Below are 17,698 nucleotides of genomic sequence, written 5' to 3' on the forward strand. Positions count from 1 at the left end.
AACATGAGTAACGAAATCAAAACTCAGGTAGTTGTACTAGGCGCAGGCCCTGCGGGCTATTCAGCGGCATTCCGTGCTGCAGATCTAGGTCTAGATACTGTCATCGTTGAACGCTTCAGCACATTGGGCGGCGTTTGTTTGAACGTTGGTTGTATCCCATCTAAAGCATTGCTTCATGTTTCTAAAGTGATTGAAGAAGCAAAAGCTGTTGCCGATCACGGTGTCGTTTTTGGTGAGCCAAAGATTGACCTTGATAAGCTTCGTGGCTTTAAAGAAAAAGTAATTGGTCAGCTTACAGGCGGATTAGGCGGAATGTCTAAAATGCGTAAAGTTGATGTTGTTAATGGCCTAGGTAAGTTCACTGGCCCTAACACGCTAGAAGTTCAAGGTGAAGATGGCGTTAAAGTTGTCCACTTTGAGCAAGCAATTATTGCAGCAGGTTCACGCCCAATCCAACTGCCATTCATTCCACATGAAGATCCACGCATTTGGGATTCTACTGACGCGCTAGAGCTTAAAGAAGTTCCTGGTAAGTTACTTGTTATGGGCGGCGGCATTATCGGTCTAGAAATGGGGACTGTGTACTCGTCTCTAGGAAGTGAAATCGACGTTGTAGAGATGTTCGATCAAGTTATTCCTGCAGCAGATAAAGACGTTGTACGTACCTTTACTAAGCAAATTAAGAAGAAGTTTAACTTAATTTTGCAAACTAAAGTGACCGCAGTTGAAGCTAAAGAAGATGGCATTTACGTCACAATGGAAGGCAAGAAGGCACCAGCTGAACCTGTTCGTTATGATGCCGTTCTTGTTGCTATTGGTCGTACGCCAAATGGCAAAGGCCTAGATGCTGAAAAAGCGGGTGTTAATGTTGATGAGCGTGGTTTCATTAATGTTGACAAGCAAATGCGCACTAACGTTGCTAACATCTTCGCGATTGGTGACATTGTTGGTCAGCCGATGCTTGCACACAAAGGTGTGCATGAAGGTCATGTTGCTGCTGAAGTTATTTCTGGTCTTAAGCATTTCTTCGACCCTAAAGTCATTCCATCAATTGCTTACACTGACCCTGAAGTTGCGTGGGTTGGCCTAACTGAGAAAGAAGCGAAAGAGCAGGGTGTATCTTACGAAACTGCAACTTTCCCTTGGGCTGCAAGTGGCCGCGCTATCGCATCAGATGCGAGCGAAGGTATGACTAAGCTTATCTTCGACAAAGAGACTCATCGCGTAATTGGTGGTGCTATTGTTGGTGTTAATGGTGGCGAATTATTAGGTGAAATTGGCCTAGCAATTGAAATGGGTTGTGATGCTGAAGACTTAGCATTGACCATTCATGCTCATCCTACATTACATGAGTCAGTGGGTCTTGCTGCCGAGATGTACGAAGGCTCTATTACTGATTTGCCTAACCCAAAGGCAAAGAAAAAGAAAAAGTAAGATTTTTCTAATAAATTAAGCGCTCATTTGAGCGCTTTTTTTATGCCCTAAATCCCGTAAATAAGGGATTTGTGCTAATCAATGCGTGATTCTGTGTTATCTAAATGATACATTCAAGTTAAAGCTAAAAACCTCTATATCCAGAGCTAAATGGGTATATGCAAATGAGAATTATAATTATAAAAAAGTGGTTTAGTTTTGTCATTTTGTTGCTTATCTGTTCGACACCGGCATTTGCCAGTGGCGTGGTACAACGCATTTTTACTGCCAGTGATGGACTGATAAATGGCACCGTATGGGATATCAGTTTTGATGAGCATGGCTTTACCTGGTTAGCTACAGAGGAAGGGCTTTATCGCGTCGGTAGTAGCAAAATTAGAAGGCTAGATCAGGTTGGTTTAGATTCTAAACTCAGTGATAACCATATCAAAATGGTCTCACCTCTTAGTAAGCGTCACCTGCTGGTGAGCAGCTTCTATGAAATCTACCTTTATGACATCTATACCAATACTTTTACCGCCTTTGGCAGCCCTGCACTTTTCCCTGAGTATGCGGGGGTGGGGATCACCTCGCAGATTGAAGATGAACATGGCAATCGGATCATCCTCACTGAAGAAGGAGAGCTGTTACGTTTTAACTACAACAAAATGTCATTAGAGCGGGTAAATTTCTTAACCAGTAATCAAGATTACCCGTGGCTAGTGATGTCGGCTATCTCAGACAGTCGAATCGTGGTGGCGACAGAAGCAAGAGTTGAAGTCCGAGATGAGGCTGGCGAAAGAATCGCGGTACTGCCTTGGCAAGAAACATACGGCCGTATTGAGCAAATACTTCGAGATTCAAATAACCGAATTTGGATTAGCTCTAGCAAAGGTTTTTTTGAGTTAGTCGAGCAAGACTTATCTCTCAGACAGGTTGAACAACTGCCTTATTACATTACTCATATTGCTGAGGATAATAATGGTTTTCTTTGGTTGGCGAGTCGCGCAGGTTTACTTAAGTGGCAGCCTGATTCTCAACTTGTAGAGCCATACGGCAATGAAGTTAAACAGAATTCTAATATTGATTATATTCATGACATAGCCGTTGATAATACTGGCCTTATTTGGATTGGCGGCTCGGGTGATGGTGTTGCCGTTCTCGCAGATACTCCTGATTTCTTGATTGAGCAGTTTAGTAAATCAGTGCCTTACAATATGCCGGATGAAGTTATTTGGTCCATCTATTCTGATGATGAAGATTTGTGGCTTGGCACTGACGCTGGGCTTTTGCTTATCGACAGACAAACTAAACATCCCTATTTCATTACCCCACAGAATATCGATCTCAATGACAGTATTTATAATATTGATGCACTCGATGAGAAAAATATATTGCTCTCTAGTACCAGCGGCCTTTCTGTCGTTAATACAAAAACCTTCCATACGCAGACATTTGCAGATTGGATGGGAGGCACTGGTAGTCTGGAGAATAAAACTGTTTACAACACCAATTTCGATACATTGATCCCTGGACGGATTTGGTTTGCCACTAACCGAGGGCTGTTCTTTTGGGAGCCTGGTTTGGAAAAACCCCAATATGTAAGTCTAAGTGCCGATAAGAGTATTATTCAATTACAAAGAGTGAAGCAGGTTAGACGTGATAGTTCACAGCGCTTGTGGCTTGCTGGCGACCGTTTATTCGGTTATTTAGATAAAGAAAGTAATTATCATTCGGTCACTGCACCACTTGGAAAAGGCCAAGGGCTGGCGTCAGTTAGCATAATTAGAGAGATCGAGCCTGAGCTTTGGTGGATTGGGCTTAAGAATCGTGGTGCAGTTGAATACAACCATAGAACGGGTTCAACTCGCTCTTTAACAGATGATTGGAAAGTTGACTGTAACAGTGTTTATTTTATTGAAGAAGTTGGCCGCTTTCGGTTAATTGGTTGCCCACGCTCTATTATTCGCTTTGATACGTTAACCGACGAAATCGTCGTTATCGCCCCCGAAGATGGATTTATCAGTGACGAACTTAATGAGGGGGCTGTACATACTTCCGCTGAAGGACTATACGTTGGCACTCCTGATGGCGCTATGTTACTGGATGTTGCTAAGCTAAAGAATAGAACGGTAAAAGACACAATATTACTTGAGTCGATGGAAGTTTATTTTGAAAGCCGAACTGAAATTAGTTTACTCCCACAGGAGGGGCGCCATATTCTTCCTGGTGCACATTTGGTGAGTTTCCAATTAGCTCGGTCCAATTATCTTAATGAAAAACCGTTGCAACTGCAGTACCGCTTACGTAGGCCAGAAGATAAAGCAGGTGGTAGTTTTATCTACCTCAATGGTCAATCTCAATTAAATATTTCGGGTTTAGGTGCGGGCACGCATATTCTAGAAATCATCAGCTTACAGAATGAAGTTTGGTCTGCAGAGCCTTTTTCATTCTCTTTTGAAGTAGAGATGCACTGGTGGCAAACTCGCTGGTTTAAAGGGCTTATGTTAATCGGGGTACTGCTAATTGGTTTAGCGGTGATCTTTATTAGACAACGACAGGTGATGGCATTTAGAGGGATAAATTTAGCACTTACAGACAGTGAGAATCGACTTAAGCAAGCATTAAAAGGCAGTGATTCTGAGTTGTGGGAATGGCACCTGGAAACGGATGTATTTAGGCTCGAAAATGTGGCTGGCTTATTAAGTGGTAGAGGAAGCCAAGTTTATCTTAAGCAAAGCGATATTCCGATTCATGACGAAGATAAAAGTAACGTTCTTATAGCCTGGAGAGATATGCTCGAAGAGCGAGTCGATCGCTTTGAAGTGGAATATCGCTATCAGCGCAGCGACAACTCTTGGGGTTGGATCCGAGTATTAGGACGACCTGTTGAGCGTAATCGTGCCAACGGTGAAATCGAACGAGTAGCAGGTATTTATACTGACATTACTGAGCAACGTCAGCTTAAAGATGATGTTCATTTACTGGCTCAAGCATTTGAAAACACCACTGAAGCAGTACTTATTTATGACCGAGATGAGCTGATCCAGGTGACCAATAAAGCCGCTCAAGATATTCTAGGCCTTAAGTCTAGCATGTTAATAGGCCAATCTTTCGCTGAGGTGTTGCTCGGTAAAGAGGCTGGCACTCATATTGCGGATCTGTTGCAGCATGGACTGAGTTGGACTGGCGAATGTACCGTCGCGTGCGCCAACGAGCAGCAGTGCGTGGTGTGGTTAAACGTCTCTTCAATTTTGAATACAAATGGAGAGGCAACACATTACGTGGTGGTTTTCTCTGATATTACCGATCGTAAACGCACCGAGGCCGACCTACGCCGACTGGCTAATTATGATGTATTAACGGGTTTACCTAATCGCTCTTTATTTTCGAGCAAACTGTCACAGTCCATTTATCAAGCAGAAAAAGAGGGCGGTAAACTTGCTTTACTTTTCTTAGATTTAGATCGTTTTAAGCATGTGAATGACTCATATGGCCATAGTATGGGTGATGCTTTATTGGTAGAGGCCTCGAATAGGTTGCAAACCTTTATCTCTCAAGAAAATGTACTGTGCCGTTTTGGTGGTGATGAGTTTGTTATCTTGCTGCGTGACGATATTGATGTAGATAGTATTAACCGACTTTGTGACCAGCTACTGGCGAGTATTCAGCAACCGTTTGACCTTTATGGACGTGAATTTCATATCTCTACCAGTATTGGTGTGAGCCTGTGGCCTGAAGATGCTAAGCAACCAGAAACGCTTATCAAAAATGCCGATTTGGCGATGTATCATGCTAAAGAAGAAGGTAAAGGTAACTTCAAATACTATTCTCAAGATCGCAATGCGGAAGCGCTTTACCACTTAAGGCTTGAAGCCGATCTTCGAAAAGCGATTGAAAGAGATGAGTTTGAGCTTCATTTTCAGCCGCAAATAGATATTTTACAAAACGATAAGCTTGTTGGAGTCGAAGCGTTACTTCGCTGGAACCACCCACAAGATGGCTATGTGCGCCCGGATATATTTATCAAGGTTGCAGAAGCTTGCGGGCTGATTGTTGAAATCGACCGTTGGGTGATGCGCGAAGCTTGTCGTCACGGTGCACACTGGGCGCAAACATTGGCTGAGCCACTTGAAGTATCGGTCAACATATCAGCACTGCATTTCCGTCAGCGCGACTTTATTCAAGGTGTTGAAAAGTGTTTAGTTGAAACCGGCATGCCTAATCACGCTTTATCACTTGAGATCACCGAAGGCGTGTTGATGAAAGAGCTTAAAGTGGCTAAACAACACCTAAAAGAGCTCAAAGCATTGGGAGTAGATGTTGCAATTGATGATTTTGGAACCGGCTATTCATCGTTAGCTTATTTGCGTCATTTTGAGGTGAACACTTTGAAAATTGATCGCTCATTCCTTATTGATATCGCCACAAATAAGGCCGATCAAGCGATAGCAAGTAGTATCATTGAGCTGGCAAGAAACTTAAAATTGGATGTCGTTGCTGAAGGTGTTGAAACCCATGAGCAGTTAGAGCAGGTCTTTAGCCGTGGTTGTTATGTTATACAGGGTTACTATTTTGCCAAGCCGATGTCAGCGACTGATTTAGAAGTTTATATGGCAACCAGCTCTAAATTGAGTTTACAGCCCGAAGCAAAGCAACTGCTAGTACCCAGCCTCTAAAGCTTGCACAAACTAGTTAAATACCCTACGTTAAATATCATTAGAAGAGTCGAATAAGTCATTATGATACATAGAATTATTATTCTTTGTTTGTTTGTGTTTTTTCATTCATATGTGAGCGCTACAGAAAGGCCTAAAATAGGTCTGGTACTCAGTGGTGGCGGCGCTAAAGGTGCCGCTCATATTGGTGTACTTAAAGTACTCGAAGAGAAAAATATTCCGATTGATTATATTACCGGGACGAGTATTGGTTCTTACGTTGGCGGCATGTATGCGCTTGGCTATAGTGCTGCTGAAATTGAAGCCATTATGATGAACACCAACTGGGATAAAGGCTATTCAGACACTATTCCTCGTGAAGCGCTTAGCTTTAGAGACAAAGAAACTCGCGATAAATATAACATCCCCATCAATATCGGTTATAGCGATGAAGAAGTTAAAATGCCAGCGGGCCTGCTCCGCGGCCAAAGCATGTCGCAGCTACTTCGAAGTTCAACTAATCTAATTCAGCAGCTTGGCCATTTTGATGAGTTATCAATTCCTTTTAGAGCTGTCGCAACAAATTTGGCTACCGGTGAGCCTGTCGTGTTAAGCAGTGGCAGTATCGTTGCTGCAATGCAGGCGTCAGCCTCTGTTCCTGGAGCACTGCAACCTGCAGTTATCGATGGTCTTTTACTGGTTGATGGCGGTATTGCCAATAATATGCCGATAGATGTGGTCAAGGAGATGGGCGCAGATATTGTTATTGCAGTCGATATTGGCTCACCACTGGTGGGTAATGATGAGCTCGATAGCACCATTGCGGTACTTAATCAGCTATCTACAATTCTTACTAACGCCAGTGCCGAGAAGCAAAAAGCGTTATTGACCGACAGTGATATCTTAATTCGGCCGAATATTGGGGAATTGAGTACTACAGATTTTGGCATTATGCCTATCGCCCTGCCGTTAGGTGAAATTGCCGCCAGAGAAAATTCGTCTAGATTAGATAAGCTATCAATTGATGAAGCTGACTTCCAAAGTTATCTAGTGGCTAAAAAACAAAAGAGTGAGCATTGGCTAAATGAAATAAATCGTCCCTTGATTAAAGTGGTGTATGACAATGAGTCGAAAGTCAGTGAGAGATTACTTGCGGATAATTTAGATCTAGATGTGGGGGATTTTGTTACCACTGAAACACTGGAAGCTGGGGTTGCACGGATCTATGCCTTAGATAAGTTTGAGCGTGTCGATGCTGAGTTTTCCGATACTGAAGATGGTCGAGTGCTAACTGTAACGACCACAGCGAAATCATGGGGACCTAACTATTTTGATTTTGGGTTTAGCTGGGAAGATGACTTTAGTTTGGACTCCGTTGTGTCGTTGGATTTTGCTTATACCATGACCAACCTGACTGAAAACGGCGGTGAATGGCGTAACGAAATATCGCTTGGTTTCGATAAATTGCTCGGGTCTGAGTTTTATCAGCCCTTATCTAAAGATCAAGATTATTTCAGTCGAGCCAAGGTTGAGTATGAACTCAAAGACTGGGGATTCTTTGAGAATAATCAACGGATTTTGGAGCTACGACAGACCTCATACCGTACAGAGGTGGGTATTGGTATTAATTATACTCAAAACGGTATGGTTGAACTTGGTATTCTAGGTGAAGTCGGCGATCTTGAAAATGACGCATGGGGTCTTGGCACTGTTGATTACTCTGGTTATGGCGGATATTTAAAGTTTGCTTATGATGATCTTAACAGTATTAATTTTCCTACATCAGGTAACCGATTTACTTTCAATGTATACATGAGAAAAGAGACTTATGATCTTGAAGGTTTTGAAGACTCTTCAAACTTCTCAATGCAATACGAAGCTGATTGGCGTGGTGCCGTTGGCGTTGGTAATCATGCCTTTGTTGGTATTGCTTCCTTAGCAACAGTCGATAAAGATGGCGTATTTACCGTCAACGTTTCTGAGTTAGGCGGATTTCTAAATCTCTCTGGTTATCATAAAAATGCGCTTTATGGCTCACATAAGATTTTCGGCGCTTTTGTCTATCAATATGATCTCGGCCGAGATGTATTAGGCATGACTGAGTACCCGCTGTATTTAGGTACCAGCCTTGAAGCGGGTAACGTTTGGACTCAAAAAGACAGTGTAGCTTTAGACGACCTGATCTATTCAGGCAGTTTATTCCTTGGAATTGACACCGGCGTGGGACCTGCGGCCTTTGGTTTTGGCGCCGCAGATGACGGTGAAAAAACAGTCTTTTTGTTTATAGGTAAAAACTGGTAGAAGTAACAGCATTCGCGAGCAGAGGAAACTATTTAAGCGCCGCACATTTACAACATTGGGCTATTTGGTCTAAAACATAATGTGTAGCGTCAGCTCTTCACAGAACAGTCGAGAGCTTTTTAAAGGACTATAACGGGGATAATCATGAATAAAGTAAGTCAATTAGCACTTTGTGTGGCGTTAAGCTTAGGCTTAACAGCTTGTGGAAGTAATGAAGCCAGCAAAGACACCACTCAAACGTCAACGGCACTAGTATCAGGTGTTGAAAAAGCCAATTTCGATCCCGCAGTGCGTCACCAAGATGACTTCTATTACAGTGTGAATGGAACTTGGTTAGCTAATACGCCAATCCCCGCTGATAAATCTAATTACGGTTCGTTCTCTGTTTTGTATGAGCAAAGCCAAGCATCACTAAAAACTATTATTGAGGCTTCTGCTGCAAAACCTAATAAGGTGAAGGGCAGCAGTGAGCAGAAGGTGGGTGACTTTTACGCAAGCTTTATGGATACCAAAACCATTGAAAGTCTTGGTATTTCGCCACTAAAAGATCAGTTATCAGATATTGCCTACGCTTCAACTCACAACGACATTGCGACCTTAATGGGCAGTTTATTGGTTCACGGTGCTTCCGTACCATTCGGTTTTTATGTAAATAATGATGCGAAAAACTCCAGCCAATACGGGGTTTACTTATACCAGTCTGGTTTGACACTACCCGATCGTGACTATTACTTGAAAGATGATGAAAAGTTTACCGCTAACCGTGCTGCATTAGACAAATATGTTACCGATTTAATGACGGAGGCCGGTTATAGCGATCCGCAACGTGCTAGCAAGAGTGTGGCTAAGATTGAGAAATTCATTGCTGCCAGCCAGTGGAGCCGTGTTGAGTCACGTGACGCCAATAAAAGTTATAACAAGATGGATCGTCAACAACTACAAGATTTAGTAAAGGGTTTTGACTTTGTGCAATTTTCAGCGGGTGCTGATATCGATAAAGTGAGCGAAGTCATCGTTCGCCAGCCATCGTATTTTGAAAAATTTGGTCAAGAGTTTAATAAGTTTACAGTTACGGAATGGCAAGATTACTTAGCCTTCCATTTGGTGGATGACTACGCCGAACTGCTAAGTAAAGATTTTGTCGATCTGCACTTTGCTTTTCACGGTAATACCTTGATGGGTATTGAAGCGCAAAAACCACGTTGGAAGAAAGCGGTAGATGCGGCTGATCAAGTGATTGGTGAAATCGTTGGTGAAGAGTACGTTAAGCAAAACTTTAAGCCAGAAGCTAAAGCTAAAATGGAACAGATGATCCAGAATCTGATTAAGGGTTTTGAGGTTAGCATTAACGAACTGGAGTGGATGACGCCGGAAACTAAGGTTGCAGCGCAAGAGAAACTCGCCAAGTTTACTTATAAGATTGGCTACCCTGATAAATGGAAAGATTATACTGCGTTAGATATTGAGGCGAATGATCTGGTGGGTAACTACCAGCGTTATGCTCAGTTCGAGTATAAGGCAATGTTAGACAAACTGGGCAAGCCTATCGATCGCACTGAGTGGCACATGACGCCACAGACGGTGAATGCGTACTACAGCCCAGTGATGAATGAGATTGTATTCCCTGCCGCTATTTTACAGCCTCCATTCTTTAATATGGATGCTGATGACGCCATTAACTATGGCGGCATTGGTGCGGTGATTGGTCATGAAATTAGTCATGGTTTTGATGATCAAGGCGCTAAATATGACGGTGATGGTAACTTAAGAGATTGGTGGTCTGATAAAGATCGTGAAGAGTTCCAAAAGCGTGGTGCACAGTTGTCAGCGCAATACGCTGGCTATGAAGCTATGCCAGGAAAATTCGTTAATGGTGATTTGACCTTGGGCGAAAATATTGGTGATTTGGGTGGATTAACGGTCGCGGCACGTTCATATATGATGAGCCTTAACGGTAAGCCATCGCCAGTGATTGATGGTTTAACTGGCGAGCAACGTTTGTTTATCGGCTGGTCACAGGTATGGCGCCGTAATTACCGCGATGAAGAGCTTGGTCGTCGCCTAATGACCGACTCTCACTCGCCAAGTCATTTCCGTGCAATGGGTACACCGCGTAACATTCCCGCCTTCTATGAAGCATTCGATCTTAAAGAGGGTGACAAGATGTTCTTAACCGAAGATGAGCGAGTTAAGATCTGGTAATGCTAGCTTTGCTAACTCACAGCTAAGCACTAAAAGCCCATCATTCGATGGGCTTTTTTGTTCGTGTATCTAAATCTAAAAGCCAAACCATTCAAACTTTTTTTGATATAAGCTCATGGCGTTTCGCCCATTCTTTTGTAAAGAGCAGAGCTAAAGAAGGAAGCGCTTGCCCCCACTTTTGATATCATAAGAGTAACCATTAGCACCCCAGACGAAGTTGTCTTCCTCGCACTTATTCGAAATAGCCTAACGTTTCCGATAGGACGTCTGCTGTTAATCTATTCACATCAGAGGAGCAGTTATCCTTGCTTAGGGGGACAGAATCCCACGACTATAGTCAGAGGCATTAAAAGCGTGTTGACCTAACTCATAATGGTTCAAAACGAAGTTACCTTTCAAAGGTCACTTCATCAACTGAACAGAATCTATTACTGGAGTTAAGCGCTCCGACCTCAATCTGTTGCAGCTTGAACTACAACCCAAGGCTAAAAGCTAAACTTTAGATGCCAATACCTCAGGCAAAAAAGTTAGGTCACCAAGTTGTTGATGGGCGATAACCCATTTAGGTAATTTGGCAAATTTAGCCTCTGGAATGGCAATGGTTTGCATATTCGCAGCACGAGCGGCGACCAATCCATTGAATGAATCTTCAATGGCTAAACAATTGATAGGATCAATATTGAGCCCATTGGCGCAATTTAAATAAACTTCCGGATGTGGTTTTCCATAGGCTAGATGTTCTGCTGATTCAATCGATTGAAAGTATTCTCTAATTTCTAGCCTGTTTAAAACAGCATTAATGATGTCACTTGATGAAGAGGTTGCAAGACCAATTTTAAGCCCCAAATCTTGGCAGCTTTTTAGTGCAGATATCACACCCAACATTGCTTCACCGTCGGCAGTAATATGGCTTACGACTTGATCAACAATAGCTTGTGCGGTTTTTTGGTTGTCGTAGTTTGGCCAAGGAAAACGGGCGTACCAGAACGTTACAACCTGATCGATTCTAAGGCCGGTTGTTTCCACAGTATCTTCAATAGAGATGTTTAAACCGAGCTCGGTCATCACCTTGTGCTCGGCAATTTGCCACACTGGTTCGGAATCAATTAATACACCGTCCATATCGAAAATAACGGCTTTAAGTTCGGGTTTTCCCATAAGTCCCCAATTATGTTCATTATAACTTTGGTGAATATTAGTGATTATTTTCAGTGTTCTCACGAATAATACTAGGCTTTATTGTACATTTTACAGTAAATATTAATAGCTAATGTGCAGAAAGAAAAAATGTATTCACGCTTAATGTATTGAATTTGTTACTTTAAAATAAAGGTTAACACTATGGTCTAGTTTTCTTTGCTGACTATACAGTCTATGGTTTGGCGAACTTGTAACTTGAGTGCGATTTATTATCAGAGTAAGTGTGATCTGATTCATACTTTTGCAAAGCTGTAGTATAATACGCCTCGAAATAAGGGTCGAGCCTGCCGAGCTGTCAGTTTCAATGTGAAGACGAGCAGTTTCGCTGTTAGAACGCCAAACAAAGAGGAATGTTGCCGTGCTAGAAGCATATCGTAAACACGTCGCAGAACGTGCTTCAGAGGGCGTAGTCCCTAAGCCATTAGATGCCCAACAAGTGGCGCAGCTAGTTGAATTGATAAAGAACCCACCAGCAGGTGAAGAAGCATTTTTGCTTGATCTGCTTGAAAACCGAATTCCGCCAGGTGTTGATGAAGCCGCGTATGTAAAAGCGGGCTTTTTAGATGCAGTCTCAAAAGGTGAAGCATCATCAAGCATTTTATCGTCTGAGCGAGCTGTTGAGCTGCTTGGTACTATGCAAGGTGGTTACAACATTGAGCCGCTAATTGCTCAGTTAGACAACGACGCACAAGCTCCACTTGCTGTTAAAGCATTATCACATACGCTACTGATGTTTGATTCTTTCCATGATGTCGTGGAAAAAATGCAAGCGGGTAACGACTACGCTAAGCAAGTTGTTCACTCTTGGGCTGACGGCGAATGGTTCCTATCTCGTCCTAAGCTTGCAGAAAAGATTTCACTGACTGTATTTAAAGTATCGGGTGAAACCAATACTGATGATCTTTCTCCTGCACCAGATGCATGGTCTCGTCCGGATATTCCATTGCATGCACTTGCTATGCTGAAGAATGCTCGTGAAGGAATCGTTCCTGATGAAGCGGGCACTATCGGCCCAATCAAAGAGATTGAGTCGCTAAAAACCAAAGGTTTCCCATTAGTTTACGTCGGTGATGTAGTGGGTACTGGTTCTTCACGTAAGTCAGCAACTAACTCAGTGCTATGGTTCATGGGTGATGATATCCCTAATGTACCAAACAAGCGTGCGGGTGGTTTCTGTCTCGGTGGCAAGATTGCACCAATCTTCTTCAACACCATGGAAGATGCTGGCGCGTTACCAATCGAGCTAGATGTGAGCAAGATGGAGATGGGTGATGTTATTGATATCTACCCATATGAAGGTCTTGTTAAGCGTCACGATAGCGATGAAGTTATCTCTGAATTCTCTCTAAAGACTGAAGTCTTAATGGATGAAGTTCGCGCGGGTGGTCGTATTCCATTGATCATTGGTCGTGGTTTGACTGATCGTGCTCGTGAAACGCTTGCACTTGAAGCATCAACTGAATTTGTTCGTCCAAAAGACGTGGCCGATACGGGTAAGGGTTTCACTCTTGCACAGAAGATGGTCGGTAAAGCATGTGGTGTGACGGGTATTCGTCCTGGCCAATACTGTGAGCCTAAGATGACTTCTGTTGGTTCACAAGATACTACCGGCCCTATGACTCGTGATGAGCTTAAAGATCTGGCGTGTCTTGGTTTTAGTGCTGACTTGACGATGCAGTCGTTCTGTCACACCGCGGCTTACCCTAAGCCAATAGATGTGAACACTCACCATACGCTACCGGATTTCATCATGAACCGTGGCGGTGTTGCATTGCGTCCAGGTGACGGTGTTATCCACTCTTGGTTAAACCGTATGCTACTACCTGATACTGTAGGTACTGGTGGTGACTCACATACTCGTTTCCCAATTGGTATCTCGTTCCCAGCGGGTTCAGGTCTAGTAGCATTTGCTGCGGCAACGGGTGTTATGCCATTGGATATGCCTGAATCTATTTTGGTGCGCTTTAAAGGCGAACTGCAACCTGGTATGACTCTACGTGACTTGGTACATGCTATTCCGCATAAAGCAATTGAACTGGGTCTGTTGACGGTAGAGAAGAAAGGCAAGATCAACGCTTTCTCTGGCCGTGTTCTAGAGATTGAAGGTCTTGAGCAACTTAAAGTTGAGCAAGCATTTGAGCTTTCTGATGCATCTGCTGAGCGTAGTGCGGCTGGTTGTACTATTAAGCTGGGCAAAGAGCCTATCATCGAATACTTAAACTCTAACATCGTAATGCTTAAGTGGATGATTGCTGAAGGTTATGGCGATCGTCGTACTATTGAGCGTCGTATTACTGCAATGCAAGAGTGGTTAGCTAACCCAGAACTAATGGAAGCTGATAGCGATGCTGAGTACGCTGAAGTTATTGAAATCGATTTAGCTGATATCAAAGAACCTATTCTTTGTGCGCCAAACGATCCAGATGATGCAATACTACTTTCATCAGTGGTTGATACTAAAATTGACGAAGTCTTCGTTGGTTCTTGTATGACTAACATCGGTCACTTCCGTGCAACTGGTAAGATGCTAGACAAGTTTGCTACGACTCTGCCTACCCGTTTGTGGATTGCACCGCCAACTAAGATGGATCGTGACCAACTGACAGAAGAGGGTTACTACGCCATCTTCGGCCGCGTCGGTGCACGTATCGAGATCCCTGGCTGTTCACTGTGTATGGGTAACCAAGCACGTGTTGCTGAAGGTTCGACAGTAGTTTCAACTTCTACGCGTAACTTCCCGAACCGTCTAGGTACAGGTGCAAACGTTTACTTGGCATCTGCTGAGCTAGCGGCTGTTGCAGCACTATTGGGTCGCCTCCCATCACCTGATGAATATCAGACATACGCTAAAGAGTTAGATGCAACTGCAGCTGACACTTACCGTTACCTGAACTTTGATCAGATTGCATCGTACACAGAAAAAGCTGACGAAGTTATCTTCCAGTCTGCCGTATAAGTTGTAGATTTGATGTACTAAAAAGGCCAGCTAATTAGCTGGCCTTTTTGTTGTCTGTATTTTGTCTTGGAATGTGTTTGCTAAAGTCATTGGCAGATGACAGACGATTACACCTTCGGGATTTAGGCGATCATCTTGCTAAGAGCAATCTCGAGTACTGACTATGAATGTTTAGTGTGTAGCACTTCCAGTAACTTATCTTCTAACGCAAAGCGTGTTTCCATTGCATGACCCAAAGATGACAGATCTTTATCGAGATGGAACAGCACTTTTTCATCTTCCGCTTCAGTATACTTGTCATTGAAATCGAGTGCGGTATCTGTGGTTTCGCTGATCTGCGGCACTAACTGCTGCGCCAGCTCCTGACTTGAGCTGCCATTTTTCTCGCAGGCGGTAACCACTTGGTTATAGATCTCGAAATGTCCTTCTGAAACATAGTCCATTAATTGATCACAAAAGGCTTTAACGGAATCAAAGGCAGGCAATGAATTTTCGGTCACTTCATAAGGTGGAATGCCGGCAATCTGGCAATAGTTAATCAATAGGTTACGGCGATTGTTTAGCCATTGATCTATAAGAGTATTTGAACCGCCCCATTTTTGTTCGGCTTTTTCTAACTTTCTTAGCATGATCTTTCCCGTTATGAAACTATCCCTAACTTCTAATGTAGGGAGAACGGCAGCTTTGATCAACTATTTTCGGACGATTTATGACTAAATATTAAATGGACATACCAGCTGGCTGACGTAAGTGAGAAAGCCAAAAAAGAAAAAGCCCAGCGATAGAATTCTATCGCTGGGCGAGTAAAGTTTTGCGGGCTCGATGCGACGAGCTTCTTGATTGTTCTTGCTAGCGCAGACTTTTTATACCAAAGCTGACCAGTAGGTGCAACTTTTTTCTGTCACATTGAGAGTTGTACAGCCTAGGTTAAGTCAAGTTATGGTTACAGATCGCAGTTATTAAATATATGAGATCTAACATTAACGGCTTAGAAATAAGACTGTTAGCAATATAAATATGTTAACTGCGTCCTAGTTGCGACTATTTGTCGAGTTACTGGTCACATAATTTCACCGATAGAGGTTACTTTACTAACGTAAATGCTAAACTACTGACCCAAGCGGATATCAATATAAGTTTAGGAATCAAGCCAAATGGCAGAATTAAAGAATGATCGTTATTTACGTGCGTTATTAAAACAGCCTGTCGACAGAACTCCTGTCTGGATGATGCGTCAAGCTGGTCGTTATCTTCCAGAGTACAAAGCAACCCGTGCAGAAGCCGGTGATTTCATGTCGCTTTGTAAAAACCAAGACTTGGCTTGTGAAGTTACTTTGCAGCCACTACGTCGTTATGACCTAGATGCTGCGATTTTATTCTCTGATATTCTTACGGTTCCAGATGCAATGGGACTAGGTCTGTACTTTGAAACAGGCGAAGGCCCACGTTTCCAGCGTCCAACAGACACTATCGATTCAATCAAGAAGCTATGTATCCCAGATCCAGAAGATGAGCTTGGTTACGTAATGCGTGCTGTTAGCACTATTCGTCGTGAGCTTAAAGGTGAAGTACCATTAATTGGCTTCTCTGGTTCACCTTGGACTCTAGCGACTTACATGGTTGAAGGCGGTTCAAGCAAGACATTTGAAAAGATTAAGAAGATGGCTTACGAAGAGCCAGCAACGTTGCACATGTTGTTAGACAAGCTAGCTGACTCAGTTATCTTATACCTGAACGCTCAGGTTGCTAACGGTGCACAATCTTTAATGATTTTCGATTCATGGGGTGGCGCGCTATCTCACCACGCATACCGTGAATTCTCGCTACGTTACATGCAGAAAATCGTTGATGGCCTAACTCGCCATGCTGACGGTCGCCAAGTACCAGTTACTTTATTCACTAAAGGTGGCGGACTATGGCTTGAGTCTATGGCTGAAACTGGCTGTGACGCACTAGGTCTAGATTGGACTGTAGATATTGGTGATGCACGTCGCCGTGTAGGTAACAAAGTTGCACTACAAGGTAACATGGACCCATCTGTACTTTACGCATCTCCAGAGCGTATTCATCAAGAAGTTGATCAAATCCTATCTTCTTACGGTGAAGGTACTGGTCATGTATTCAACTTGGGCCATGGTATCCACCAACATGTAGACCCAGAGCATGCTGGTTCATTTATCAACTCAGTGCATGAGTTATCAGGTAAGTACCACAAGTAATCTACTTGTTGTGATGATTAAAGCGAGCCAATGGCTCGCTTTTTTATTGCCAAAAATTGGTTGAGTACTATTAAGCTTCGCCCAAATGCATTAGATTAAACCAAGAACATCATAAAGCTAGCAAGTATCGCGATTGGCTATAGCTACTAGTTTCAAATCGCGATAGCAGTGTTTTATACCAATTGCATTAAAAGTTTGACCATTCAGCGGGAATTCAAAACGCTGTAGGCAAGTAGTGGGATTTGAGCTAATAGTTATTCTATATCCAAACCCCATAGCGAAGCATACAGCGTTTTAAAACCCGCACTACGTGAGGCCCTCAGTCTTTCCAATTCTGCTTTGCATTGGCTTAAAAGGGAATAACCATTTCTTTACCAATGCGCTTTGAATTGAAAAGATTGAGGGGCTCTGAACTGGCCAAATACTTAATGCAACTGGTATTATTAATCCATCAATTACAGACCTACAGTTAAGAGGCGAGATTTATGAAATTACCTATTCTTTTTAGTGCTATCTGTTTAGCTATTTTTATTGGTTTGCTACAGGGCACCCACTACTTTTATGTTGCTAATGCTGACACTGAAATGGGTATCTATATGACTGCGGTATTGGTGATATTGATGTGGATGAGTTTGTTTGGTGTGTTTATTAGTCTTGCTTTCCCTAAGCTAAGAAAAGTATTTAAAGGTGTATTTTAGCAGGATCTATAATACCGCTTAGTGTTAGCTTTACATTTACGCGCTAAGATT

Annotated in this window: 9 protein-coding genes; 7 read left to right on the top strand and 2 right to left on the bottom strand. The window is 42.9% G+C overall.

Translation table 11 applies throughout. From position 1 onward, the window contains the following. The first annotated feature begins 3 nt into the window (after window positions 1-3). The 4 genes from lpdA to K5R16_RS00095 all read left to right on the top strand — a co-directional run bounded on the left by lpdA (window position 4) and on the right by K5R16_RS00095 (window position 10,574). The gene (gene lpdA / locus K5R16_RS00080) at window positions 4-1,434 is read left to right on the top strand and encodes a dihydrolipoyl dehydrogenase (protein WP_220735514.1); all 1,431 of its coding nucleotides are present in this window, start codon (window positions 4-6) and stop codon (window positions 1,432-1,434) included. 164 nt (window positions 1,435-1,598) lie between these two features. After that, on the top strand, window positions 1,599-6,092 hold the full coding sequence (locus tag K5R16_RS00085) for an EAL domain-containing protein (RefSeq protein ID WP_220735515.1): 4,494 nt from the start codon (window positions 1,599-1,601) through the stop codon (window positions 6,090-6,092). 63 nt (window positions 6,093-6,155) lie between these two features. Next, on the top strand, window positions 6,156-8,372 hold the full coding sequence (locus tag K5R16_RS00090) for a patatin-like phospholipase family protein (protein WP_220735516.1): 2,217 nt from the start codon (window positions 6,156-6,158) through the stop codon (window positions 8,370-8,372). Window positions 8,373-8,516: 144 nt separating this feature from the next. Continuing rightward, on the top strand, window positions 8,517-10,574 hold the full coding sequence (locus K5R16_RS00095) for a M13 family metallopeptidase (protein ID WP_220735517.1): 2,058 nt from the start codon (window positions 8,517-8,519) through the stop codon (window positions 10,572-10,574). 492 nt (window positions 10,575-11,066) lie between these two features. Here the strand turns inward: K5R16_RS00095 and hxpB are convergent, their stop codons facing one another. Then, window positions 11,067-11,732 (bottom strand): hexitol phosphatase HxpB, encoded by a 666-nt coding sequence (gene hxpB, locus K5R16_RS00100; protein ID WP_220735518.1) that lies wholly within the window; start codon window positions 11,730-11,732, stop codon window positions 11,067-11,069. A 400-nt stretch (window positions 11,733-12,132) separates the two neighbouring features. On the opposite strand from hxpB, the gene acnB reads away from it, so the two are divergent. Next, complete coding sequence (acnB, locus tag K5R16_RS00105; RefSeq protein ID WP_220735519.1) at window positions 12,133-14,730, top strand: bifunctional aconitate hydratase 2/2-methylisocitrate dehydratase; 2,598 nt, start codon at window positions 12,133-12,135, stop codon at window positions 14,728-14,730. A 161-nt stretch (window positions 14,731-14,891) separates the two neighbouring features. Here acnB and rsd read toward each other — a convergent pair whose 3' ends face one another. Next, the gene (gene rsd / locus K5R16_RS00110; protein WP_220735520.1) at window positions 14,892-15,359 is read right to left on the bottom strand and encodes a sigma D regulator; all 468 of its coding nucleotides are present in this window, start codon (window positions 15,357-15,359) and stop codon (window positions 14,892-14,894) included. A 525-nt stretch (window positions 15,360-15,884) separates the two neighbouring features. Here rsd and hemE point away from each other — a divergent pair. Then, the gene (gene hemE, locus K5R16_RS00115) at window positions 15,885-16,949 is read left to right on the top strand and encodes a uroporphyrinogen decarboxylase (protein WP_220735521.1); all 1,065 of its coding nucleotides are present in this window, start codon (window positions 15,885-15,887) and stop codon (window positions 16,947-16,949) included. Between the two features lie 485 nt (window positions 16,950-17,434). Next, entirely contained in the window at window positions 17,435-17,647 is a 213-nt protein-coding gene (locus K5R16_RS00120; protein WP_220735522.1) for a hypothetical protein, read from the top strand. Window positions 17,648-17,698 lie beyond the last annotated feature (51 nt).

The sequence above is a fragment of the Shewanella sp. c952 genome (assembly GCF_019654975.1).
GTDB lineage: Bacteria > Pseudomonadota > Gammaproteobacteria > Enterobacterales > Shewanellaceae > Shewanella.

Excerpts from the sequence above, each read along its gene's own strand:
- lpdA (WP_220735514.1), top strand. The coding sequence starts at position 4 with ATGAGTAACGAAATCAAAACTCAGGTAGTTGTACTAGGCGCAGGCCCT.
- K5R16_RS00085 (WP_220735515.1), top strand. The coding sequence starts at position 1,599 with ATGAGAATTATAATTATAAAAAAGTGGTTTAGTTTTGTCATTTTGTTG.
- K5R16_RS00090 (WP_220735516.1), top strand. The coding sequence starts at position 6,156 with ATGATACATAGAATTATTATTCTTTGTTTGTTTGTGTTTTTTCATTCA.
- K5R16_RS00095 (WP_220735517.1), top strand. The coding sequence starts at position 8,517 with ATGAATAAAGTAAGTCAATTAGCACTTTGTGTGGCGTTAAGCTTAGGC.
- hxpB (WP_220735518.1), bottom strand. The coding sequence starts at position 11,732 with ATGGGAAAACCCGAACTTAAAGCCGTTATTTTCGATATGGACGGTGTA.
- rsd (WP_220735520.1), bottom strand. The coding sequence starts at position 15,359 with ATGCTAAGAAAGTTAGAAAAAGCCGAACAAAAATGGGGCGGTTCAAAT.
- hemE (WP_220735521.1), top strand. The coding sequence starts at position 15,885 with ATGGCAGAATTAAAGAATGATCGTTATTTACGTGCGTTATTAAAACAG.
- K5R16_RS00120 (WP_220735522.1), top strand. The coding sequence starts at position 17,435 with ATGAAATTACCTATTCTTTTTAGTGCTATCTGTTTAGCTATTTTTATT.